This window comes from Zafaria cholistanensis (genome assembly GCF_008580665.1).
Lineage (GTDB): Bacteria > Actinomycetota > Actinomycetes > Actinomycetales > Micrococcaceae > Zafaria > Zafaria cholistanensis.
The window spans coordinates 111370-132849 of the sequence record NZ_BKDJ01000009.1; the positions used below are offsets into that span (position 1 = coordinate 111370).

The following is a 21480-nucleotide window of genomic DNA, read 5'->3' on the forward strand; positions in this document are numbered from 1 at the left end:
GGGGGGGGGGCCGGGGGGGGGGGGGGGGGGGTGGGGGCCGGGGGGGGGGGGGGGGCCGGGGGGGGGGGGGGGGGGGGGGGGGGGGGCCCCCGCCCCCCCCCACCACCTTACGCCTCCGCACGCCCCCGCGCGGAACCGGCGCACCCCGCATGACGGCGCGACATCCGGGGGCCGGTGTGGCTACGCTGGGGGATGAATCTTCCCGACCCGCGCCTGAGGACATCCATGAGCATCGCCACCGATCCGCACCCCAAGTTCGCCGCCTACGCCCACCCCGAACGGCTGGTGTCCACCGGCTGGCTGGCCGCCCACCTGGGCGAGCCGGGCCTGGTGGTCGTCGAGTCCGACGAAGACATCCTGCTCTACGAGACCGGCCACATCCCGGGCGCGGTAAAGATCGACTGGCACACGGACCTGAACGACGAGGTCACCCGGGACTACGTCGACGGGGCGGGCTTTGCGCGGCTGATGTCCGCCAAGGGCATCACCCGCGACTCCACCGTGGTCATCTACGGCGACAAGAGCAACTGGTGGGCGGCCTATGCCCTGTGGGTGTTCACCCTTTTCGGCCACCGTGACGTGCGCCTGCTCGATGGCGGCCGCGACAAGTGGGTCGCCGAGGGACGGGAGCTGACCCGTGCCAAGCCGGCGCCGGCCGCCACGGACTACCCGGTGGTGGAGCGCGACGACGCGTCCATCCGCGCGTTCCTGCCGGACGTGCTGAAGCACCTGGGCAAGCCGCTGATCGACGTCCGCTCCCCCGAGGAGTACACCGGCGAACGCACCCACATGCCGGCCTACCCGGAGGAAGGCGCGCTGCGCGGCGGCCACATCCCCACCGCGGCGTCCGTGCCGTGGGCCCGGGCCGCGGCCGAGGACGGGACCTTCCGCGAGCGGGCCGAACTGGAGGCCATCTACCGGGACGGGGCCGGCCTGGCGGAGGGCGACGACGTCATCGCCTACTGCCGCATCGGCGAACGCTCCAGCCACACCTGGTTCGTGCTGACCCACCTGCTCGGCTTCGGGAACGTGCGCAACTACGACGGCTCCTGGACCGAATGGGGCAACGCGGTGCGGGTCCCGATCGCCAAGGGCGCCGAGCGCGGCGAGGCGCCGGCGGTGCCCGCACGATGAGCGCCCTGCCGCCGGCCCTGGCCGGGATCGTCGAGGACTTCGCCGCCCTGGAGGAATCGCAGCGCCTGGAGTTGCTGCTGGAGTTCTCCGACGCGCTGCCGGAACTGCCCCCGCGCTTTGCCGACCACCCGGAACTGCTGGAGCAGGTTGCCGAATGCCAGTCCCCCATCTTCCTGGCCCTGGAGGTGGACCCGGAGGGCGAACGCGCGGTGCACCTGTTCTTCTCCGCCCCGCCGGAGGCGCCGACCACCCGCGGCTTCGCCTCGGTGCTGCACGAGGGCCTGGACGGGGCGCCCGCGCAGGCCGTGCTGGACGTTCCGGACGACATGCCGCACCTGCTGGGACTGACCCGGGCGATCACCCCGCTGCGGATGCGCGGCATGTCCGGCATGCTCGTCCGCATCAAGCGCCAGGTCCGCGAGGCGCTGGCCGCGGGGACGGCGTAGGTGCCCAAGAGGTCCGGGGCCAAGGGCGGCACGCCGGCGACGGCCCTGCTGGACAGGACCGGCACGCCCTACCGGCTCCACGCCTACGGGCACGACCCGGGAACCGCCTCGTTTGGGCTTGAGGCCGCCGCGGCGCTCGGGGTGGCACCGGCGGCCGTGTTCAAGACGCTGCTGGTGGCCACCGGGCTGCCCGGCGCCGAGGCGCTGGCCGTGGGCGTCGTGCCGGTGGACCGCTCGCTGGACCTGAAGGCGATGGCCGCGGCGCTGGGCGTGAAAAAGGTGGAGATGGCCGACCCGGCCGCGGCCGAGCGGCGCACCGGCTACGTGGTGGGCGGAATCTCGCCGCTGGGCCAGCGCAACCCCTCCCGCACCGTGCTGGACGCCTCGGCGTTCGCCCTGGAGACGGTGTACGTCTCCGGGGGCCGCCGCGGGCTGGACATCGAACTGGCCGCGGGGGACCTCGCGGCGCTCACCGGGGCCGTGTCCGCCCCCATCGCCTCCGCCTGACCCGGTCCCGGAGCCCGCGGAAGCGGCCCGGCGCCGGCGCCCTAGGCCTCTGCGGGCGCCTGTCCGGGATGGGGGGCGCGCAGGACGGCGCCGAGCCACGCGCCGACGGTGCGGTCCCAATGCTCGGGGTCCACGTTCCATTCGCGGGTGTGGCGGGCCTGGGTGAAGCGCTCGAAGGTGACCATCGCCGGGTTCAGCTCCGCCAGTTCGGCGGAGGGGCCCATGGGGACGAAGTCGTCGTCCTCGCTGTGGATGATCAGCGTGGGCACCAGCAGCCGGTCCGCCTTCGCCACCCAGTTCAGCTCCTTCAGGTCCACCGGGGAGGCCAGCCCGGTCACCCAGCGCCCGGCCCGGTTGGAGAGCATCCACTGCCCGAACCGGCCGGCCAGTTCGGGGATGCGGTTGATGCGCGCCTGGTGGGCGAGCACGTCCATCCAGTTGACCACCGGTCCGTCCAGGACCAGGGCCCGCAGGCGGGTGCGGTGCGCGGTGAGTTCGGCGACCTGGAGGCACACCGCCCCACCCATGGACCAGCCGAACAGGACGATGTCCCGGGCGCCGTGGTCCACCGCGTAGTCGATGGCGGCCTCGACGTCGCGCCATTCGGTGCTGCCGAGTCCGTAGCGGCCGTCGACGGCGTCGGGCGCCAGGCCGTCGTTGCGGTAGGAGACCAGCAGGCTGGTCAGGCCCAGCTGGTGCGCCACCGGCAGGGCCCTCAGCCCTTCACGCCGGTTGGCGCCGCGTCCGTGGACCATGACCGCCCACGTGGAGGCCTGCGCGCCGCCGGGCACCAGCCAGGCCGGGGCGGTGCCGCCCTCGACCGGAATGCCCACCTCCCGCGCCGCAAAGCCCAAGTCGGCGGGCGTTTCGAAGGCGACCCCCGACCACCAGCCGCGCACCGCGGACGCCAGGTTGCCGGCGTGGACGTGCTCGACGCGGCGGGCAATGGTGCCTTCGGCCGGGCTGAAGGAGGTGATGGCCCCGATGCGCGCATGTCCGCGCCCGCCGTCGAAAAAGAGGGAGTAGGTGCCGGGGACGGTGGTTTCGGAGTTGGCCGGCAGGATCACCTCCAGCCCGTCGGCGGTGCGGGTCACCGCCAGGATGGCCAGGTCCTCCACCCGAACCTTGGCCGGGGTGACGACCTGCCGGGCAAAGTAGCCGGCGAGCGCCGACACGCTGGCGGCCAGCAGGGATCCGGCCACCACCCCGGCGCTGGTGCCGAGCACGGCCCAGCGCAGAAGGGGCGCCTTTCCGGCGGGCAGGGACGCGTCGTTGTTCCGCATGGCCCCATCATCCCAACTGGCGGGGGGCGATGCCGAATCCGCGGCGTGTCCGCTGCGGCCCGCGCCCAAAACGACGCCGGGCAGCCCCTTGCGGGAATGGCCGGGGGCTCCCGCTCGTTGTGGTGTCGTGAGCGAAATCCAGGACAACCTGCCCCAGACCACTGCCCCCGCCGGCCCGGCCGCCAAGACGGACGAGGAATGGCGGCGCGAACTGACCCCGGAGGAGTTCCACGTGCTGCGCCGGGCCGGCACCGAACGGCCCTACACCGGCGAGTACTGGGACACCCACCAGGAGGGCGTCTACGCCTGCCGCGCGTGCGGCGCCGAACTGTTCACCAGTGCGGAGAAGTTCGATTCGCACTGCGGCTGGCCGTCCTTCTGGGCGCCGCTGGCGGAGGGGTCGGTGCGGTACCTGCACGACAACACGCTGGGCATGCGCCGGATCGAGGTGCGGTGCGCATCCTGCGACTCGCACCTGGGCCACGTGTTCGAGGGTGAGGGCTACCCGACCCCCACCGACCAGCGCTTCTGCATCAACTCCATTTCCCTGCGCCTGCGCCCCGCCCGGGAGCAGGATGCCGGGGACCCAAATGCCGGGAACCAGACCGCCAAAGACCAGCCCACCGGGGCTTAGGATCCACCGGGGCGAGGCTCCGGTAACCGGCGAGCGCCAGGGCGGGCCGCTGCCTGCCGGCCGCTTTAAGGCCCCCAAGCGTAAGTATCCCTGTTGCTTGTGGAGTGGATGGGCAAGGATTGCTCCCGCGTGCCTACGCTGGAGCCACATCCGGGGGCCGCATGGCCCTCCCTCCGGCGCGGCGGGCATTCCGGTGCCGCTCCTGCCGCCGGGTCATCCACGGAAAGCAGGTGCCCATGTCCCCTACCCCCACCGCACGGCCCGTGCGCGACGCCCAGCCTCCCCGCGGCACCCAGCCTCCCCTCAGTACCCGGCTTCCCGGCGATGCCCGGGCCGGCACCGGCATGACCCCCGGCCCGGGCGCGCCGCGGGAGAAGGCCACGGACCCGGCCGCCCTGCCCGCCTGGGAGCGCCTCAAGGAAGCCGCCACCGTCCTGCAGGGGCTGCAGGCGAAGGACGGCTCGGTGCCGGACCCGGCGCACCGCCCCCGCGCGGCTGCCCTGGTGGACACGGTCATCGCCTCCGTCGCCGAGCTGGCCCCCTTTTTCCCGCACGACGCGTGCTACCTGGAGCTCGTGGCCGCGGACCTGCGCCGCTGGAGCGGCGGCGGTTTCGGCGTGCCCGACTTCCTGGATTCGCTGCTCGCCTTCCAGCCCCAACTGCACCGCACCAACGGGCTGCGCCACCTGGTGCTCTTCCCGATGTACACGCAGAACGGCTCCACGAACCGCTTCCTCGAGGCCGTCCTCGTTGAGACCATTTGGCCGGATTTCATCGCCACCCTGGAAGCCGGGCCCTACGCAAACCCGCTGTTCGTGCCGCTGCGGTTCCTGGACTTCACGCCCGGCTACGACACCAATTCGGCGGTGCTCTTCCCCGAGTCGGTCGCCGTGCGCCGGACCCCCGCCTTCGCCTGGGGCGCCATCTTCCAGGACCGGGAGGCGGCACGCTTCCGCCGCGTCCTCTCCGCCGCGGCGGAGACCACCCGGCTGGAACTGCCCCCCGAGTCGCTGGCCCTGCTCGCGGACCAGTCCCTGGCCGAGGCAGCATTCGTGATGTGGGACCTGATCCACGACCGCACCCACATGCGCGGAGACTTGCCGTTCGACCCGTTCATGGTCAAGCAGCGCATGCCCTACTTCCTGTATTCGCTGGAGGAACTGCGCTGCGACCTGACCGCGTACCGCGAATGCGTCCGGATCGCTGCGGACACCGGCGCCGATCCGCAGGCGCGCACCCACGCCGGCCTGGTCCAGCAGGCCATCGTCTTCGACCGGATTTTCCGCTTCGCGATTACCGGCACCCGGGTGCGCAACTACGACGGCCTGGGAGGGCAGCTGCTCTTCGCCTGGATGCACCAGCGCAGGGTGCTGCACTGGACCGACGGCCGGCTGTCCATCGACTGGGACGGGGTCCCGGGCGCGGTGGCCGCACTCGGGGACAGGATTGACGAACTGTACTGGCGCTCCATCGACCGGCCCAAGCTGGCCCACTGGCTGGCCGCCTACGAGCTGGTCTCCGCCACCGTCACTCCCCACCCGGCCTCCGCCTGGGCGCGGGGCAGGGACACGCTGGCGCTGGGCGGTCCGCTGGGCGCACTCACCGACCAGGTCCTTGACGACGAGTTCCCGCTGTCGATGTTTTACGAGGCGCTGGAGAAGAAGCTGCGCCCGGTGATCGAATCCACCGTCGGGATCACCGGCGCACCGGATGCGGCGCGCAGCTAGAATCGCCCCATGACGGACCTCACCGCAGCTCCGGCGGCCGGGGCCACTGTCCTGGTCGCCGGGGCCACCTCCGCGTCCGGCGTCGCCACGGCCCGGGCCCTGCACGCCGCCGGCGCCACCGTCCTGGCCGCCGCCACCGACCCGGGACGGCTGGAGGCCCGGCTGCCCTTCGCCCACGGACGCTATGCGGTGGACCTGGCCGATCCGGAGGCCGTGGCCGGCCTGGCCCACCGCCTGCACGGGGACCACGGGCCGCTGGACGGGCTGGTCCACCTGGTCGGCGGCTGGCGCGGCGGCGGGGGCCTGGCCGGGCAGAACGACGCCGACTGGGCGTTCCTGCACCGGAACCTCGTGGCGACCCTGCGCAACACCACGCGAGCCTTCCACGCGGACCTCGCCGCCTCCACACGCGGACGGCTCGCGATCGTCTCCGCCACCGCGGTCGACTCCCCCACCGCCTCCACGGCCAACTATGCCGCGGCCAAGGCGGCCGCGGAGACTTGGACCCGGGCCGTCGCCGCGGCGTTCCGCGCGGCCCAGGCCGGCCGGAAAGCGGCCCCGGAGCCGCAGCGTTCAGCTGCGGTCGTGTTCGTCGTCAAGGCCCTGGTGGACGACTCCGCCCGGGCCGCGGACCCCGGCAACCCCTTCACCGGACACACGGACGTGGCGGACCTGGCCGACGCCGTCGTACGCCTCTTCGGCGGCGACGCCGGCACCCTCAACGGGGCCCGGCTGCCGCTGCCGCCCGCCCCGGCCGCCCCCTGAACCGGCCCCGCCACCTGAACCGGCCCCGCCCCACAGTTTCCCGCTCCACACCCTTCGAGAGGACCCGATGAGCACCTCCCTGCACCACCCCTCCGTCCTGCACGATCCCTCCGTGCGGGGCTTCGCCTCGGACAACTACTCCGGGGTCCACCCGGAGGTCCTCGCCGCGCTGGCCTCGGCCAATGGGGGCCACCAGGTTTCCTACGGCGAGGACGCGTACACGGCCCGGCTGCAGGAGGTGACCGCCGAACACTTCGGGCCCGGCGCGGAGGCGTTCCCGGTGTTCAACGGCACGGGAGCGAACGTGACCGCCCTGCAGTCGATGCTGCCGCGCTGGGGCGCGGTGGTGTGCGCCGCGGGCGCCCACATCAACGTGGACGAGAACGGTGCCCCGGAGCGGGTGGGCGGGATGAAGCTGCTTCCCGTCCCCACCGGGGACGGAAAGCTGACCCCGGAGCTGATCGACCGCGAGGCCTGGGGATGGGGGAACGAGCACCGCGCCCAGCCGCTGGTGGTGTCCATCACCCAGTCGACCGAGCTGGGGACGCTCTACACCGCCGGGGAGGTCCGGGCCATCGCCGACCACGCGCACTCCCTGGGGATGAAGGTGCACATGGACGGGGCCCGGCTGTCCAACGCGGCCGCCGCGCTGGGGGGCCGCTTCCGGGACTTCACCACCGATGCCGGCGTGGACGTGGTCAGCTGGGGGGGCACAAAGAACGGGCTGATGTTCGGCGAGGCGGTGGTGGTCCTGGACCCGCGGGCCACCGAGGGGCTGGGGTACCTGCGCAAGATGAACATGCAGCTGGCCTCGAAGATGCGCTTCGTCTCGGCCCAGCTGGTGGCGCTCTACGGCAGCGACCTGTGGCTGCGCTCGGCGTCCCACGCCAATGCGATGGCCACGCGGCTGCGCGAGGCCGTGGACGCGACCGAGGGCGTGCGCGCGGTGCATCCGACCCAAGCCAATGCGGTGTTCGCAACGCTGCCGACGGACGTGGCGGACCGCCTGCGCGAGCGGTTCCGCTTCTACGACTGGGACCGGGACGCGGGACAGGTGCGGTGGATGTGTTCCTTCGACACCACCGAGGACGACGTGGACGCGTTCACCGCGGCGCTGCGGGAGGAAATGGCCCGCTGACAGGCCACGGCGCGGCCCCCGGCGTGTCGAAGCTGGGGGGTCGGCGGCGCCGGCCCGGCCGCGGCCTACACTCGGGACTGTGAAGCCCAACGGCGACCTGACGCAGGTTCCCCCAGATTTCCAGACGGCGCTGTCTGCCCTGCGGCGGGCGCAGGGCCGCCCCGAGGTGAGGCTGGCCGAGATCCCGGCGCCGGTGCGTCTGGCCCCGTTCGCGGCGGCGCTCTCCGCCGATGTCCGCGCCCGTCCCCACCGCCGGCCCCAAGGTCCGCGCCTGGTGGGGGCCCTGGAGCGTCCGCAGGTCCCCGAGGCGCCCGCGCTGGCCACCGGCAGGTTCGTGCTGCTTTACCATCCGGACGGTTCGGCTGCCTGGAACGGGAACTTCCGCATTGTCACGTACATGCGGGCCCAACTGGAGCCGGACATGGGCAACGACGCGATGCTCGGATCGGTCGCGTGGACGTGGCTGGTGGAAGCACTGGAGGACCACGGGGCACGCTACAGCGACGCCGGGGGCACCGCCACCCGCGTGCTCTCCGAAAGCTTCGGCAGCCTGGACGGGCGCGAGGACGACATCGACATCGAGTTGCGCGCCTCCTGGACCCCGCGCGAGGCCGATGTCCGCGCCCACCTGGAGGCCTGGGGCGACATGCTGTGCGCCTTCGCGGGCCTTCCGCCGCTTCCGGCGGAGGTCGCCCATCTGCCCGGACTGCCGCGGTCCTAGGTGTACTGCTCGGGGACGTTGGTTAAGCGGCTGATGGGTGGTTTGTTCCCGATGGCGGTGTGGGGCCTGTGGTGATTGTATTCGTGGAGCCAGGCCGGTAGCGCGTTGCGGCGGGCGCTTTCGCTTTCGTAGAACCTGGCGTAGGCCCATCCGTCGTTGAGGGTGCGGTGGAAGCGTTCGATCTTGCCGTTGGTTTGGGGCCGGTAGGGGCGGTTCCTCTTGGGCTTGATGCCCAGCTGCGCGCACGCGTCGCGCCAGGCGTGGGAGCGGTAGGCGGAGCCGTTGTCGGTGAGCACCCGCTCGGTGCTGACGCCGCGGGCGGCGAACCACGCCACGGCGCGTTCGAGCACGCCGATGGCGGTGGCGGCCGTTTCGTTCCCGTGGATCTCCGCGTAGGCCACGCGGGAATGGTCATCCACGACCGTGTGCACGTAAGCGGTCCCCATGCGGGGGTTGTGGTGGATGGTGCGCGGCTTGTCCGGGGTGCCGGCACGGTTCCTCTTGCCCTGGATCCGGCCGACGAAGCGGTGGCCTCCGCCGTCGGGGATGTTGCCGAACTTGGTCACGTCCACGTGCAGCAGCGAGCCGGGGTGGGGGTGTTCATAGCGGCGGATCACCTCGCCGGTGGCCCGGTCGATGCGGCGCAGCCGGTTGATCCGGCACCGGACCAGGACCGCGTGCACGGTCGAGGCGGCCAGACCCAGCCGGTAGGCGATCTGGACCGGGCCGAGGCGTTGGCGCCAGCGCAGGGCCACGATCCGCTTCACCACCGCGGGCGGAGTCCGGTGCGGGCACCGGTGCGGCCTGCTGGATTTATCGGCCATGCCGGCTTCCCCGTGTTCCCGGTACCGGTCAGCCCAGCGCTTGGCGGTGGGCCAGGACACCATGAACATCTTCGCGGCAGAGGAAATGCTCCACCCGTCCTCGACGATGAGCTTGGCCAGTCTCAAACGTGCTTTCGGGGTCAGGGCTGCATTAGCGTGGGACACGAAGGCCTCCTGTGTGTGAAGCGGTTTCTTAGACAGCTCCACTCCACACCGGGAGGCCTTCGTCATCCCCTCGCTTCAAACCGTGTCGTCACACGGATTCAACCAACCTGCCCGGGCAGTACACCTAGGCCCGCGGCGAAGCCCCGTCCGGCCCGGATCGGGCACATGCGCCGGAAGTCGAACTAGAATGTACCCATCATGACCCCATCGAATGCCAGCGCCGTGCAGACCCAAGAAACCGCAGCCACCGAGGAGGCGCGGGAACCGGCCCCGCTGGAGGAGCCGCGCGACGGGGTTCCCCTGGTGGTCAATACCGCCTCCGGCCTGCGCCGGGCCGCCGCGGCCCTTGCTGCCGGAACCGGCCCCGCGGCCGTCGACGCCGAACGCGCTTCCGGTTTCCGCTACGGTCAGCGCGCCTTCCTGGTCCAGGTCCGCCGCGAGGGTGCCGGAACCTGGCTGATCGACCCCGAGCCCTTCCCCGACCTGGCTCCGATCAACGATGCCCTCTCCGGCGTCGAATGGATCCTGCACGCCTCCACCCAGGACCTTCCCTGCCTGGCGGAGGTCGGCATGCGTCCGGACCGCCTCTTTGACACCGAGTTGGCAGCCCGGCTGGCCGGGCTGCCGCGCGTGGGCCTGGCCGCCGTCGTGGAATCCCTGCTGGGCCTGCGCCTGGCCAAGGAGCACTCGGCCGCGGACTGGTCCACCCGGCCACTGCCCGAACCGTGGCTGCGCTACGCGGCGCTGGACGTCGAAGTCCTCGCCGAGCTGCGCACCGAACTGGTCCGCCTGCTGGAGGACTCGGGCAAGCTCGGGTTTGCCGAGGAGGAGTTCGAAGCCATCCGCACCGCCCCGCCGGCCGGTCCGCGGACCGACCCGTGGCGGCGGACCTCCGGGCTGCACCAGCTGCGCGACCGGCGCCAGCTGGAGGCGGTGCGCCTGCTGTGGGAGGAGCGCGAGGCCCTGGCCGAAAACCGCGACGTCGCCCCCGGACGCCTGATCCCGGACTCGGCCCTGGTGGCCGCCGCGAAGGCGATGCCCACCTCGGTCCCGGCCCTGCTGAAGACCCCCGGCTTCCACGGGCGCGCCGCCGCCAAGGAGGCGCCGCGCTGGCTGCGCTGCCTGGCGGCCGCCCGCAACGCCACCGACCTGCCGCCACTGCACCTGCCTTCTTCCTCTCCACCCCCGCCACGCGTCTGGGCGGAGAAGGACCCGGCGGCCGCGGCGCGCCTGAACACGGCCAAGCCGCGCATCGCACGGGCCGCCGAAGCCCTGGACATGCCCACGGAGAACCTCCTCACCCCGGACTACCTGCGCCGGATCTGCTGGCGCCCGCCGGCTCCGATCGATCCGGACACGGTCGCCGGGGCGCTCGCCGCCCTGGGGGCGCGCCCGTGGCAGGTGCGCATCGCTGCGCCCATCCTGACGGTCGCCTTCCTGGACCCGGACCCCGCCTAGCGGCCCCGCCTAGCGGCCCGCGACGGCGCGGGGCCCGGACGGATTCGGGCACAGCGCCAGCCGATGGCCATCCCGGGCAGAGGGCGCGCCAGCCGAAGGTGAGGACGGGCGCCGGCCGGGGGCGGGGCGGGGCGGGGGCCTACGCTACCCGAAGGCGAGGATGCCCGCGTAGAGCAGGAAGAAGAGGGCCATGAACAGGGCCCCGCCCACTATCAGCGACAGCCATAACCAGGGCACCCACCGTTTCGGGCCGCCCTCTTCATGGCCTTGGGTGAGGCTGGTCTGCGCCTCGGCCGGCGGCGTTTCACCCGGAGGAACGCCACCCCCGGGTTCCAGGCCGGTAATCTTGTGCTCCATCGGATCGGGATTCTGGCCGGTCATCGTCGGCTCCTGCCATAGGCGGAATCTTCCTGGGCGGTCCTTAGAGAGCCCGCGGTTCAGCGTAGGTCGCCGCTCAATCCGCTGTCTAGGTTCAGCGGCGCGCCCCGCCCCCCTGCACCGGGTGGATTCCTTCGGTTCCTTCGGCCAGCCCGCGCCCCGGCCGCCGACGTCGTGCTGCCCACGCTGGGCAGCAGGCCCGCCCGGGAGCCGGGAAGCGGGCCGGCCGGCGGGCCGGAGCATGGCCGAACGGGGCCACCCGGCTTACGGCCTGCTCGCCCACCTTGGCGTGTCCACCGGCTGCCCCGCCCGGGTGGCCCGAAGCCGCGCTGAGGGTGATGCTCGAGGACCCGCTCCACCGGCAACCACTCCCTGGACGCCCCTGCCGCGCCGGACGGAACCTCGCCCCGGCCGAATCGGCGCACTGCGGGCCACAGTCCCCCGGCTGCGTGCTGGCCACCCACACGTCCTCTCGCTCCCGGTCGCGGATCTTGGCCTCCACTCTGGCGCTGCTGCCCTTCGGCGACAGCCCCAGCACCCCGGAGCAGCTGCTGGAGAGGACCCGGGCGCCTTGGCCGGGAAGGTCGGGCTGGCGCTGGCCAAGGGGCGCGGTGGCCGGCCCGAGGCGCCTACCGCCGCGCCAGTGCCTGGAACGGTCCCAGCTCGATGTTCGCGATCCCCGCGGCCAGTTCGCCGTCGCCCAACTCGCAGGCGGCCAAGGAGGACTGGAGCAGCTCCGCGTCCAGGCCCTCGCCGGTCAGGACCAGCACGGTTTCGGCGGCTTCGCCCCGGTCCTGCCAGGTGCCGGAGGCGTCGATGCGCAACCGGGGCCCGGCCCCCTGGACGACGACCTTCAGCGTCGGGCACCCGCCCAGCCACACCTGCCCGCGCGTCCACAGCGCCGAGCGGGAGAGCAGCTGCAGCAGGTGGTGGAGCCGGCCGGGATGGAGCGGGCGGTCCGAGCGCAGCTCCAGGGTCGCAAACGTCGTCCCCCCGCCTCCCCCGCGGACCCCGCCCGGCGCGGTGCGCCGCGCGGCAGCCTCCCGGTCGAAGCCGCCCAGCCCGGAAACCGGCCCCGGGGCATTCACCACGGCGTGCGGAGCCAGCTCGCGCAGCAGTTCCAGCCCGCGCCCGGAGGCCGCCCGGTAGTGGTCCGCCCCGGAGTCCCCCAGCAGCGCCCATACCCCGTCCTCGGCCCCCAGCACGGTGTCCGCGTGGGCCAGCGCGGCGGTGACGAACTCCCCGCTGCCGATGCACTCGGAGCCCTCCGGCAACAGCCCGGCGCTGCGCAGCAGGTAGGGGGAGGCGATGACCTGCTCCACTTCGGACGGATCGATCGCCAGGGCCACCGAATCGACGGCCACGGGCTCCCCGGCGGCCCTGGCTTCGAGGACGCGCTGGGCCTTCACGCTGGAGGCCCCCGGCGGCAGCCCAAGCACCGCGTGTTCCGGCCCGCCGCCGGCCAGGGAGGCCAGCACGGCGGCCGCGTCGGCGGCCGCGGTGCACGCCAGGCAGGCATGCTCCAGGGCCAGCATCCGCGTCTGCGGCGGGCGGCCGGGGCGGAAGAGTTCGGCGGCCAGGGTGCCTGGACCTGCCAGGTCGTAACGCAGCACAACGGCGCCGGGGAAGGATGGGCGCAGGCCCTCCAGGGCGGCATCGCGCACCCGGGCCGAAAGCGAGGAGATGAGGGTGACGAACACGGGTCCCTTTCCGGCGGGCTGGGGACCCGCGAGTTCCTGAGATCCCTTCCAGCTTATTTACGCACCCTTGGCATCACCTAATGTACATAGCCATACCTCAGTTGCCCGGCCGGGCCCGCATGCCTTCCGGCGCACGTCGGGGCGGGGTTGGTGGTTCCCGCGTGGAATGCAACACACTGTAACGTTCCCGGAGCGGGGTCCATTTTTCCCGGCCATCAAGTCTGCCCGGCCCGCCGGAGGGTCTGTAAGAATGTGCCCATGGACAACCTTCCCTCCCCCGCGCCCCGCTGCGGACTCTCCAGCCCCGTGACCCGCCGCGCCGTCCTGGGTGGCGTCGCCTCCGCCGGTGCCGTTGCCGGGTTGAGCGCCTGCGCCGATCCTTCGACGGTCGCGGCCTCCTCCACCCCGGTCTCCCCGGCGCCCGGCGGGGAAGGCACGGTGGCGGCGACGACCGCGGAACTGCCCGTCGGATCGTCGAAGTCGGTGAAAATCGGCAAGCGGACCTACCTGCTGTTCCGTCCGGCCGAGACCACCGTGCTCGCTTACCGCGCGGTCTGCACCCACGCGGGCTGCGAGGTCAGCGTGGGCGAGGGCGAATTCGTGTGCCACTGCCACGGATCCCACTTCACCCGCGAGTCCGGGGAGGTCACCGCGGGCCCGGCCCGGGGCCCGCTGGAAAAGTTCCCGGCGGAGATCTCCGGGGAGGACGTGCTGGTCTACCTTTAGGGAACCGTCTCCTCTCTGGGATTTGGGTGCCGGCGGGCCCACAATGGCGTGCATGAACGCATCCTCCTGCCCCAGCCGGCGGACCGTGCTCGCCGGAGGCGTGGCGGCTGTCCCCGCGCTCGCCGCCTGCAGCCCCGGTCCGTCCGGCCCGCCCAGCATCCCCGCCTCGGGAAGCGGGACCGTTGCCGCCACCACGGCGCGCCTGCCCGTGGGTGCGGCGGCCTCGGCGAACGTCGGCGGCCGCACCTACCTGCTCTACCGGGCCGCCGCGGACCGGGTCCTGGCCTACAGCGCGGTGTGCACGCACCAGGGCTGCACGGTCGGTGTCGGTGCGGAGGACTTTGCGTGCCCCTGCCACGGATCCCGGTTCAGCAGGGAGGACGGTTCCGCCACCCACGGGCCGGCACAGAAGCCCCTGGCCCGCTTCCCGGCGGCGGTCGACGGCGGGAACATCCTCATCTACCCCTGAGGCCCGGCGCCGGGCGCCCCGGGTACCCCGCCCCGGCTTCCCCACCAAAAAGGGGGCGCCGGAGCAGGGCCCGCAACCCACCGGCACTAGAAGAGGGCGACCTTCGGGGCTTTGGGGAAGATCTCCTCCAGCGCCGCCTCGTCCTGCGGGGTGGGGACCCAGCCCGCGGCGGCCGCGTTCTCGCGGACCTGCTCGGGGCGGGTGGCCCCGGCAATGACGCTGGCGACCGTCCGGCGCGAGGCCAGCCAGGAGAAGGCCACCTGCACCTCCGTCAGTCCGCGTTCGCGGGCAAAGCCGCCGAAGGCGCGCAGCTGCTCCAGGTCGGACTGCTCCAGCAGGTGGGTGCGCGAATGGGTCAGGCGGCTGCCCTCCGGAGCGGTGCCTGCCGAGTATTTGCCGGTGAGCAGGCCGTTCGCCAGCGGGAAGTAGGGCAGCACGCCCAGCCCGTAGGCCTCCGCCGCCGGGGTTACCTCCAGCTCCGCCCGCCGGTCCAGCAGGTTGTAGTGGCTTTGGCTGGAGATGAAGCGCGTGGTGCCGCGGGCGCGGGCGGTGAACTCGGCCTCGGCGATCTGCCAGCCCGCCCGGTTGGAGTGCCCGATGTAGCGCACCTTTCCGGCGCGGACCAGGTCATCCAGGGCGGAGAGGGTTTCCTCAATGGGCGTCAGCGGGTCCAGGGTGTGGAACTGGTACAGGTCGATGTAGTCGGTGCCCAGGCGGCGCAGGGAGGCCTCGGCGGCGGCCACGATGTAGCGGCGGGACCCGCGGGCCCCGAAGTCGCGCCCGTTGGCCCCGTGCATGTCCATGCCGAACTTGGTGGCCACCACCGCGTCGCCGCGCCGGGCCCCGAGCGCCCTGCCCAGCAGGGTCTCGGACAGGCCCGGTTCGGCGCCGTAGCTGTCGGCGGTGTCGAACAGCGTCACCCCTGCCTCGAGCGCGGCGTGCACGACGGCGTCCGTGCCCTCCTGCGTGAAGGTGGCGGTTCCGGCGCGGCCCAGGTTGTTGCAGCCCAGCCCCACGGCGGAAACGGTCAGTCCGGAGGCGCCCAGGCGCCGGTAGTCCATGTCAGTCACCCGCCCACGCTACACCGGGGGCCATCCCGGCGGGCGCACCGGAGTCCAGGCCGGATCGGCGCCGCCGGCGAAAGGTGCCTGGTCCAGGGTAAAGGGTGCCTAGTCCAGGGTGAAGGGCGCCTTGGCCGGCAGCGGGTGCTTCTGCTTGAGCGCGGACAGGTCCGAATAGGGGGCGACGCCGATGGAGAGCTTGGTGACGTCCAGGTCCGCCTCCTTGATGCAGACCCTGACCGCCGCGACGGCCTTGGCCGGCTCCGGCGAGAGGATGCGGATGTTCAGCTTGCGGGGGGCGAAGTCGGTGGATTCGACGGTGCCCAGGCCGCGCCAGCCCAGGAATCCGCGCAGCGCCTCGGCGGCCTTGGCCTCCAGGTAGCGGTCGCGCTGGGTGCCTTCCACGGACTTCAGCGCGAACTGGGCGATGACCCAGTGCTGGTCCTCGGGGCGGATCTCGGCGTATCCGTCCTCGAGGCACTGCTCCACGAAGGCGTCCAGCAGGGCCTCGCCCGCCTCGGCGGCCACGTCCTTGACCTCCTCGGTCTTGGACTGGTGGCCGGCAATGCCGCGGTTGACGACGAACTGGCCGGTCTCGCCGCCGTCCTCGGCCTCGAACCAGGCTTCGCGGAATTCCAGGACGCCCTCGGCGTCGCGTCGGTACAGGCGGGCAATGCTCACGGTGTCTCCCGGGGGGTGGGTGGGGCTGTGGGTGGAATGGTGGGGTGGTTGGTCCGGGCGCGGGCGGCGTCGAACCAGGCCGCCGCGGTGCCGCGGGCCGGGTGGGGCCCGTGGGGCGGAGCGGGGGGCGCCGGCGCTTCCGGGTGGTCCAGCTGGTCGATACCGTCGAAGGGGGCCTCCCCGGCAGCCACGCGGGCGTGGACGGCGGCGCAGGCTTCGCGCATGGCCGCGACCAGGGCCTCGGGGTAGCCCTTGGCCGGCGCGTGCGCGGCAAACTCGTCCTCGTCCTCCACACAGGCCCCGCCCCCGGCGTAGCGGACGACGTCGAGGTCCATGTCGATGGAGCTGGCCTCCCACCCGGCCGGACGCAGCGCCTGCCAGCCAAGCCCGGTGGAGATGTCCACGTACACGCGCAGCCCCTGCGGGTGGGCGGCGTCGTAGAAGGTCGCCACCCAGTCCCCGGCCCGGGGGAAGAGGCAGAGCGCATCGGATGCGGCCAGGAACGCGTGGCCCGGGCGGGACACCAGCGATCCGCGCGGCTGGAAGACCCAGTCGCCGTGCCGGTCGGCGCCCAGGTACCAACCCGGCACCACCCAGTGCGCCGCGCCGTCGTACTTCCACGCCCGGGCCACCACCAGGTCCCCCGGCCGCGCGCCCGCGGGCGCGCGCGGCAGGCCGCGGGGCGCGCTCACAGCCGCGGAATCTGGCCGGTGGGCGTTTCCCGCCCCGGCAGCGGGCGCGCGAAGGGGACCTTGGTCCCGAGCACCTGGGCGACGGTGTCCTGGGCGATGCGCTGGGCCGTGAGGCCGACGCGGGCCAAAACCTGGTTGCGCGATCCGTGCCGGAGGAACTCCACGGGCAGGCCCACCTCATTCAGGGGCGTGTCCACGCCGGCCTCGCGCATCTCCTGGCGGATGCGCGAGCCCACGCCGCCGGCCTTGACGCCGTCCTCGATGCACACCACGATCCGGTGGCGGGCGGCCAGGCCCACGATCGAGCGCGGCACGGGCAGCACCCAGCGCGGATCCACCACGGTGGAGCTGATGCCCTGGGCCATCAGGCGCTCGGCAACATCCAGGGCCATGGCGGCCATGGATCCAATGCCGACCAGCAGCACGTCACGGTCGCCCCCGCTGTTGCCTCCGCCGTTGCCCGCGCCGTGGCGGGCCAGGACGTCCACGCCGTCGCGGAGCCTTTCGAGGGCCTCGATCTCGTTGCCGACCGACCCCTTGGAGAATCGCAGCACGGTGGGAGCGTCGGCGACCGCGACCGCCTCGCGCAACTCCTCCCGGAGCCGGGTGGCGTCCCGCGGGGCGGCCAGGTGCAGCCCCGGGATGATCTGCAGCAGCGACAGGTCCCACATGCCGTGGTGGCTGGGTCCGTCCGGGCCGGTGACTCCGGCGCGGTCCAGGACCACGGTGACGCCGGCCTTGTGCAGGGCCACGTCCATCAGCAGCTGGTCGAAGGCGCGGTTCAGGAACGTCGCGTAGACGGCCACCACCGGGTGCAGCCCGCCGAAGGCCATCCCTGCGGCGCCGGCGAACGCGTGCTGCTCGGCGATGCCGACGTCGAAGACGCGCCCGGGGTGGCGCTCGGCCATTTCTTTCAGGCCCACCGGGATCAGCATGGCCCCGGTGATGCCCACGATATCGGGGCGCTCGTCGGCGATGTCGGCGATTTCCTGGCCGAAGACGCTGGTCCAGGACTGGGCGTCGGGGCGGTCCACGGGCTCGCCGGTCTCGGGATCGATGATGCCCACGGCATGGAACTGGTCGTCCTCGTGGGCCCGGGCGGGTGCGTAGCCGCGCCCCTTCTCCGTCAGGGCGTGCACGATCACCGGTCCGCCGTAGCTGCGCGCCTGGGCCAGGGCCTCCTCCACGGCGGCCATGTTGTGCCCGTCGATGGGGCCGATGTACTTCATGCCCAGGTCCTCGAAGAGGCCCTGGGGGGCCCACCAGTCCTTGATGCCCTTCTTGGCCGCATGCAGGCTCTTGTAGGCGAAGCGGCGGGCCGGGCCGCCGTTCTGCAGCCTGGTCTTCCACCACTCCATGGCGCCCTCATAGGCCCGGTGGGTGCGGACCTTGTCCAGCGTCTGGCGCAGCCGGGCCAGCTGGTCGGCCAGCCCGCCGATGGTGGGGGCGTAGGAGCGGCCGTTGTCGTTGACCACGATCACCACCCGGCGGTCCTTGTCCGCGGCGATGTTGTTGACCGCCTCCCAGGCCATGCCCCCGGTGAGCGCGCCGTCGCCGACCACGGCCACGACAAAGCGGTCCCCTTCCCCGGTCAGCTGCCGGGCCCGGGAGATTCCGTCGGCCCAGGACAGCGAGCTGGAAGCGTGCGAGCTTTCGACGATGTCGTGCACGGACTCGGCGCGCTCGGGGTAGCCGGCCAGCCCGCCCTGCTGGCGCAGCGTGGAAAAGTCCTGGCGCCCGGTGACCAGCTTGTGCACGTAGGACTGGTGGCCCGTGTCGAAGACCACGGAGTCGCGCGGGGAGTCGAAGACGCGGTGGATGCCCAGCGTCAGCTCCACCACGCCGAGGTTGGGTCCGAGGTGCCCGCCGGTCCGGGACACGTTGGCCACCAGGAATTCGCGGATCTCCTGCGCGAGGTCCTGCAGCTGGACCATGCTCAGCCCGCGCAGGTCGCGCGGCTCGTGGATGGTCTCAAGCAGTGGCACAGGAAAGGTCCTTTCGATGCGGGAAGCGATGGTTAAATCCTACCGCCTGTGCGCGGGCCGCCCCCGCGGACGCCGCAGGGGCGGGCAGCCGGTGGTCCGGCCGCCCGCCCCTGCGGGTGTGGATCGACGCCTAGGAAGCGGAGATCTGGCGCAGCACGTACTGCAGGATGCCGCCGTTGCGGTAGTAGTCGGCCTCGCCGGGGGTGTCGATGCGCAGGACCGCGTCGAACGTGGTGGCGGTGCCGTCCTCGGCGGTGGCGGTGACCTTGAGCGTCTTCGGCGTGGTGCCGTTGTTCAGCTCGGTGACACCTTCGACCGCGAAGGTCTCGGTGCCGGTCAGGCCCAGGGTGGCGGCCGACTGGCCGGCCGGGTACTGCAGCGGCAGGACGCCCATGCCGATGAGGTTGGAGCGGTGGATGCGCTCGTAGCTCTCGGCGATGACGGCCTTGACGCCCAGCAGCGCGGTGCCCTTGGCGGCCCAGTCGCGGGACGAGCCGGAGCCGTACTCCTTGCCGGCCAGGACCACCAGCGGGGTTCCGGCGGCGGCGTAGTTCTGGGCCGCGTCGTAGACGTAGGCCTGCGGCGCGCCCTCCTGGGTGAAGTCGCGGGTGAAGCCGCCCTCGACGCCGTCCAGGATCTGGTTCTTAATGCGGATGTTCGCGAACGTGCCGCGGATCATCACCTCGTGGTTGCCGCGGCGGGAGCCGTAGGAGTTGAAGTCCTTGCGGTCCACGCCGTTGGCCAGCAGGTACTGGCCGGCCGGGGTGTCGGACTTGAAGGAGCCCGCCGGGGAGATGTGGTCGGTGGTGACCGAGTCGCCCAGCTTCAGCAGGACGCGGGCGCCCTGGATGTCCTTGACCGGCTCCGGCTGGGCCTTCATGCCCTCGAAGTACGGGGGCTTGCGGACGTAGGTGGAGTCCTCGGCCCAGGCGAAGGTGTCTCCGGCCGGGGTGTCCAGCGCGCGCCAGCGCTCGTCGCCTTCGAAGACGCCGTCGTAGCCCTTGGCGAACATCTCCTCGTCGATGGAGGAGTCAATGGTCGCCTGGACCTCGATCGGGCTGGGCCAGATGTCCTTCAGGAAGACGTCGTTGCCGGCCTGGTCCTGGCCCAGCGGGTCCTTCTCGAAGTCGAAGTCCATGGTGCCGGCCAGGGCGTAGGCGATGACCAGCGGCGGGGACGCCAGGTAGTTCATCTTGACGTCCGGGTTGATGCGGCCCTCGAAGTTGCGGTTGCCCGAGAGCACGGCGGTCGCGGCGAGGTCATGGGCCTGGATGGCCTCGGAGATCTCGGCCTCCAGCGGGCCGGAGTTGCCGATGCAGGTGGCGCAGCCGTAGCCGACGATGTAGAAGCCCAGCTTCTCCAGGTACGGGGTCAGACCGGACTTCTCGTAGTAGTCCGTGACGACCTTCGAGCCCGGGGCGACGGAGGTCTTGACCCACGGCTTGGAGGTCAGGCCCTTCTCGACCGCGTTGCGGGCCAGCAGCGCGGCGGCCAGCATCACGGACGGGTTGGACGTGTTGGTGCAGGAGGTGATCGAGGCGATCGACACCAGGCCGTGGTCCAGCGTGAACTCGCGGCCGTCGGCCATCTTCACGTCCACGCCCTTGGACGGGCGGCCCAGGCCCAGGGCATCGGCGTCGCCCGGAGCGTAGGTGTGGATGTCCTGGCGGAACTGCTCCTTGGCCCGGCTCAGCTCGATGCGGTCCTGCGGACGCTTGGGGCCGGCGATGGAGGGCACCACGGTGGACAGGTCCAGCTCGAGGAACTCGGAGAAGCGCAGCTCGCGGGAGGGGTCGTGCCAGAGGCCCTGCTCCTTGGCGTAGGCCTCGACGAGGGCGATGCTCTCCTCCGAGCGGCCGGTCAGGCGCAGGTAGTCCAGGGTGATGCCGTCGATCGGGAACATGGCGGCGGTGGAGCCGAACTCCGGGCTCATGTTGCCGATGGTGGCGCGGTTGGCCAGGGGCACCTCGGCGACGCCCTCGCCGTAGAACTCGACGAACTTGCCCACGACGCCGTGCTTGCGCAGCATCTCGGTGATGGTCAGCACGACGTCGGTCGCGGTGGCGCCGGCCGGGATGGAGCCCTTGAGCTTGAAGCCGACCACGCGCGGGATCAGCATGGAGACCGGCTGGCCGAGCATCGCGGCCTCGGCCTCAATGCCGCCCACGCCCCAGCCCAGCACGCCCAGGCCGTTGACCATGGTGGTGTGGGAGTCGGTGCCGACGCAGGTGTCCGGGTAGGCGCGCAGCTTGCCGCCGATCTCGCGGGTCATCACAGTGCGGGCCAGGTACTCGATGTTGACCTGGTGCACAATGCCGGTTCCCGGCGGGACGACCTTGAAGTCGTCGAAGGCGGTCTGGCCCCAGCGCAGGAACTGGTAGCGCTCGCCGTTGCGCTGGTACTCGATCTCCATGTTGCGCTCAAGCGCCCCGGCGTTGCCGAAGGCGTCGATCTGCACGGAGTGGTCGATGACCATTTCGGCCGGAGCCAGCGGGTTCACGCGGGTCGGGTCCCCGCCCAGGTCCTTCACGGCTTCGCGCATGGTGGCGAGGTCCACGACGCAGGGCACGCCGGTGAAGTCCTGCATGATGACACGGGCCGGGGTGAACTGGATTTCCGTGTTCGGCTCCGCGTTCTCGTCCCACTGGGCCAGTGCGCGCACGTGGTCCGCGGTGATGTTCGCGCCGTCCTCGGTGCGCAGCAGGTTCTCCAGAAGAACCTTGAGGCTGTAGGGAAGGCTTTCTGCGCCCTCCACGGCGTTCAGCCGGAAAATTTCGTATTCGGTGCCATTGACGTCCAGTACGCCCTTGGCCCCGAAGCTGTCCACATTGCTCACAGTGGGACTCCTCTCGCCAGATTCACATCTTTGTTGCCCGCTCGGACGCCCCGCCAGTTAGGCGGGCCTTAATGGCGTGGGTCCGATTGGATTGCGGCAGAGCTGTTCCCAGTCTAGCCGCGCACCCTTGGGGGCCGACCCCCCGCACGG

At 72.2% G+C, this 21480-nt stretch carries 20 protein-coding genes; 11 read left to right on the top strand and 9 right to left on the bottom strand.

The features are described 5' to 3' along the window. Positions 1 to 225 precede the first annotated feature (225 nt). Genes NCCP_RS09910 through ybaK form a run of 3 tightly spaced genes read left to right on the top strand, consistent with a single transcriptional unit; the run spans position 226 to position 2087 of the window. The gene (locus tag NCCP_RS09910) at positions 226 to 1134 is read left to right on the top strand and encodes a sulfurtransferase (RefSeq protein ID WP_149957085.1); all 909 of its coding nucleotides are present in this window, start codon (positions 226 to 228) and stop codon (positions 1132 to 1134) included. Then, on the top strand, positions 1131 to 1580 hold the full coding sequence (locus tag NCCP_RS09915; protein WP_149957086.1) for a SufE family protein: 450 nt from the start codon (positions 1131 to 1133) through the stop codon (positions 1578 to 1580). The genes NCCP_RS09910 and NCCP_RS09915 overlap by 4 nt, the downstream gene beginning before the upstream one ends. After that, positions 1581 to 2087: a Cys-tRNA(Pro) deacylase gene (gene ybaK, locus NCCP_RS09920; protein WP_149957087.1), complete on the top strand. Its 507-nt coding sequence runs from the start codon at positions 1581 to 1583 to the stop codon at positions 2085 to 2087. Positions 2088 to 2128: 41 nt separating this feature from the next. On the opposite strand, the gene NCCP_RS09925 is transcribed toward ybaK, so the two are convergent. Next, positions 2129 to 3370: an alpha/beta hydrolase family protein gene (locus NCCP_RS09925; protein WP_149957088.1), complete on the bottom strand. Its 1242-nt coding sequence runs from the start codon at positions 3368 to 3370 to the stop codon at positions 2129 to 2131. A 136-nt stretch (positions 3371 to 3506) separates the two neighbouring features. Here NCCP_RS09925 and msrB point away from each other — a divergent pair, with 136 nt between their 5' ends. The 5 genes from msrB (at position 3507) to NCCP_RS09950 (ending at position 8355) form a co-directional block, all read left to right on the top strand. After that, positions 3507 to 4004 carry a peptide-methionine (R)-S-oxide reductase MsrB gene (gene msrB, locus NCCP_RS09930; protein ID WP_149957135.1) on the top strand — a complete coding sequence of 166 codons (498 nt, stop codon included), beginning with the start codon at positions 3507 to 3509 and terminating at the stop codon, positions 4002 to 4004. 344 nt (positions 4005 to 4348) lie between these two features. Further along, a complete protein-coding gene (locus NCCP_RS09935; RefSeq protein WP_149957136.1) occupies positions 4349 to 5731 on the top strand; it encodes a DUF6421 family protein in 1383 nt (460 codons plus the stop codon). Positions 5732 to 5740: 9 nt separating this feature from the next. Beyond that, positions 5741 to 6496: an SDR family NAD(P)-dependent oxidoreductase gene (locus NCCP_RS09940; protein WP_149957089.1), complete on the top strand. Its 756-nt coding sequence runs from the start codon at positions 5741 to 5743 to the stop codon at positions 6494 to 6496. Positions 6497 to 6563: 67 nt separating this feature from the next. Next, positions 6564 to 7634 carry a threonine aldolase family protein gene (locus NCCP_RS09945; protein WP_149957090.1) on the top strand — a complete coding sequence of 357 codons (1071 nt, stop codon included), beginning with the start codon at positions 6564 to 6566 and terminating at the stop codon, positions 7632 to 7634. 79 nt (positions 7635 to 7713) lie between these two features. Further along, on the top strand, positions 7714 to 8355 hold the full coding sequence (locus NCCP_RS09950) for a DUF3000 domain-containing protein (protein WP_149957091.1): 642 nt from the start codon (positions 7714 to 7716) through the stop codon (positions 8353 to 8355). Here NCCP_RS09950 and NCCP_RS09955 read toward each other — a convergent pair. Next, entirely contained in the window at positions 8352 to 9344 is a 993-nt protein-coding gene (locus NCCP_RS09955; protein WP_149957092.1) for an IS481 family transposase, read from the bottom strand. The two genes, NCCP_RS09950 and NCCP_RS09955, sit on opposite strands and share 4 nt — an antisense overlap. Before the next feature lie 198 nt (positions 9345 to 9542). On the opposite strand from NCCP_RS09955, the gene NCCP_RS09960 reads away from it, so the two are divergent. Beyond that, positions 9543 to 10802, top strand: coding sequence for an HRDC domain-containing protein (locus NCCP_RS09960; protein WP_149957093.1), 1260 nt, complete (start codon positions 9543 to 9545; stop codon positions 10800 to 10802). Positions 10803 to 10946: 144 nt separating this feature from the next. On the opposite strand, the gene NCCP_RS09965 is transcribed toward NCCP_RS09960, so the two are convergent. Further along, positions 10947 to 11183 (bottom strand): DUF6480 family protein, encoded by a 237-nt coding sequence (locus NCCP_RS09965; RefSeq protein WP_149957094.1) that lies wholly within the window; start codon positions 11181 to 11183, stop codon positions 10947 to 10949. A 626-nt stretch (positions 11184 to 11809) separates the two neighbouring features. Then, positions 11810 to 12880, bottom strand: a complete 1071-nt coding sequence (locus NCCP_RS15445; RefSeq protein WP_149957095.1) for a GTP-binding protein — start codon at positions 12878 to 12880, stop codon at positions 11810 to 11812. 258 nt (positions 12881 to 13138) lie between these two features. Here NCCP_RS15445 and NCCP_RS09975 point away from each other — a divergent pair, with 258 nt between their 5' ends. Together NCCP_RS09975 and NCCP_RS09980 are read left to right on the top strand one after the other, a co-directional pair. Beyond that, positions 13139 to 13606 carry a Rieske (2Fe-2S) protein gene (locus NCCP_RS09975; protein WP_149957096.1) on the top strand — a complete coding sequence of 156 codons (468 nt, stop codon included), beginning with the start codon at positions 13139 to 13141 and terminating at the stop codon, positions 13604 to 13606. Between the two features lie 52 nt (positions 13607 to 13658). Continuing rightward, complete coding sequence (locus NCCP_RS09980; RefSeq protein ID WP_149957097.1) at positions 13659 to 14075, top strand: QcrA and Rieske domain-containing protein; 417 nt, start codon at positions 13659 to 13661, stop codon at positions 14073 to 14075. A gap of 86 nt (positions 14076 to 14161) precedes the next feature. Here the strand turns inward: NCCP_RS09980 and NCCP_RS09985 are convergent, their stop codons facing one another. From NCCP_RS09985 to acnA, 5 genes are all read right to left on the bottom strand, one after another. Further along, positions 14162 to 15136, bottom strand: coding sequence for an aldo/keto reductase (locus tag NCCP_RS09985; protein WP_149957137.1), 975 nt, complete (start codon positions 15134 to 15136; stop codon positions 14162 to 14164). Between the two features lie 108 nt (positions 15137 to 15244). Next, the gene (locus NCCP_RS09990; protein WP_149957098.1) at positions 15245 to 15817 is read right to left on the bottom strand and encodes a hypothetical protein; all 573 of its coding nucleotides are present in this window, start codon (positions 15815 to 15817) and stop codon (positions 15245 to 15247) included. After that, positions 15814 to 16509 (bottom strand): ribonuclease FAU-1 family protein, encoded by a 696-nt coding sequence (locus tag NCCP_RS09995; protein ID WP_225873779.1) that lies wholly within the window; start codon positions 16507 to 16509, stop codon positions 15814 to 15816. The genes NCCP_RS09990 and NCCP_RS09995 overlap by 4 nt, the downstream gene beginning before the upstream one ends. Next, positions 16506 to 18494 carry a 1-deoxy-D-xylulose-5-phosphate synthase gene (gene dxs / locus NCCP_RS10000; RefSeq protein WP_149957099.1) on the bottom strand — a complete coding sequence of 663 codons (1989 nt, stop codon included), beginning with the start codon at positions 18492 to 18494 and terminating at the stop codon, positions 16506 to 16508. Before dxs ends, NCCP_RS09995 begins: the two co-directional genes overlap by 4 nt. A gap of 130 nt (positions 18495 to 18624) precedes the next feature. Next, a complete protein-coding gene (gene acnA / locus NCCP_RS10005; RefSeq protein WP_149957100.1) occupies positions 18625 to 21330 on the bottom strand; it encodes an aconitate hydratase AcnA in 2706 nt (901 codons plus the stop codon). Positions 21331 to 21480 lie beyond the last annotated feature (150 nt).

Excerpts from the sequence above, each read along its gene's own strand:
- NCCP_RS09910 (WP_149957085.1), top strand. The coding sequence starts at position 226 with ATGAGCATCGCCACCGATCCGCACCCCAAGTTCGCCGCCTACGCCCAC.
- NCCP_RS09915 (WP_149957086.1), top strand. The coding sequence starts at position 1,131 with ATGAGCGCCCTGCCGCCGGCCCTGGCCGGGATCGTCGAGGACTTCGCC.
- NCCP_RS09925 (WP_149957088.1), bottom strand. The coding sequence starts at position 3,370 with ATGCGGAACAACGACGCGTCCCTGCCCGCCGGAAAGGCGCCCCTTCTG.
- NCCP_RS09935 (WP_149957136.1), top strand. The coding sequence starts at position 4,349 with ATGACCCCCGGCCCGGGCGCGCCGCGGGAGAAGGCCACGGACCCGGCC.
- NCCP_RS09940 (WP_149957089.1), top strand. The coding sequence starts at position 5,741 with ATGACGGACCTCACCGCAGCTCCGGCGGCCGGGGCCACTGTCCTGGTC.
- NCCP_RS09945 (WP_149957090.1), top strand. The coding sequence starts at position 6,564 with ATGAGCACCTCCCTGCACCACCCCTCCGTCCTGCACGATCCCTCCGTG.
- NCCP_RS09960 (WP_149957093.1), top strand. The coding sequence starts at position 9,543 with ATGACCCCATCGAATGCCAGCGCCGTGCAGACCCAAGAAACCGCAGCC.
- NCCP_RS09965 (WP_149957094.1), bottom strand. The coding sequence starts at position 11,183 with ATGACCGGCCAGAATCCCGATCCGATGGAGCACAAGATTACCGGCCTG.
- NCCP_RS09975 (WP_149957096.1), top strand. The coding sequence starts at position 13,139 with ATGGACAACCTTCCCTCCCCCGCGCCCCGCTGCGGACTCTCCAGCCCC.
- NCCP_RS09980 (WP_149957097.1), top strand. The coding sequence starts at position 13,659 with ATGAACGCATCCTCCTGCCCCAGCCGGCGGACCGTGCTCGCCGGAGGC.
- NCCP_RS09985 (WP_149957137.1), bottom strand. The coding sequence starts at position 15,136 with ATGGACTACCGGCGCCTGGGCGCCTCCGGACTGACCGTTTCCGCCGTG.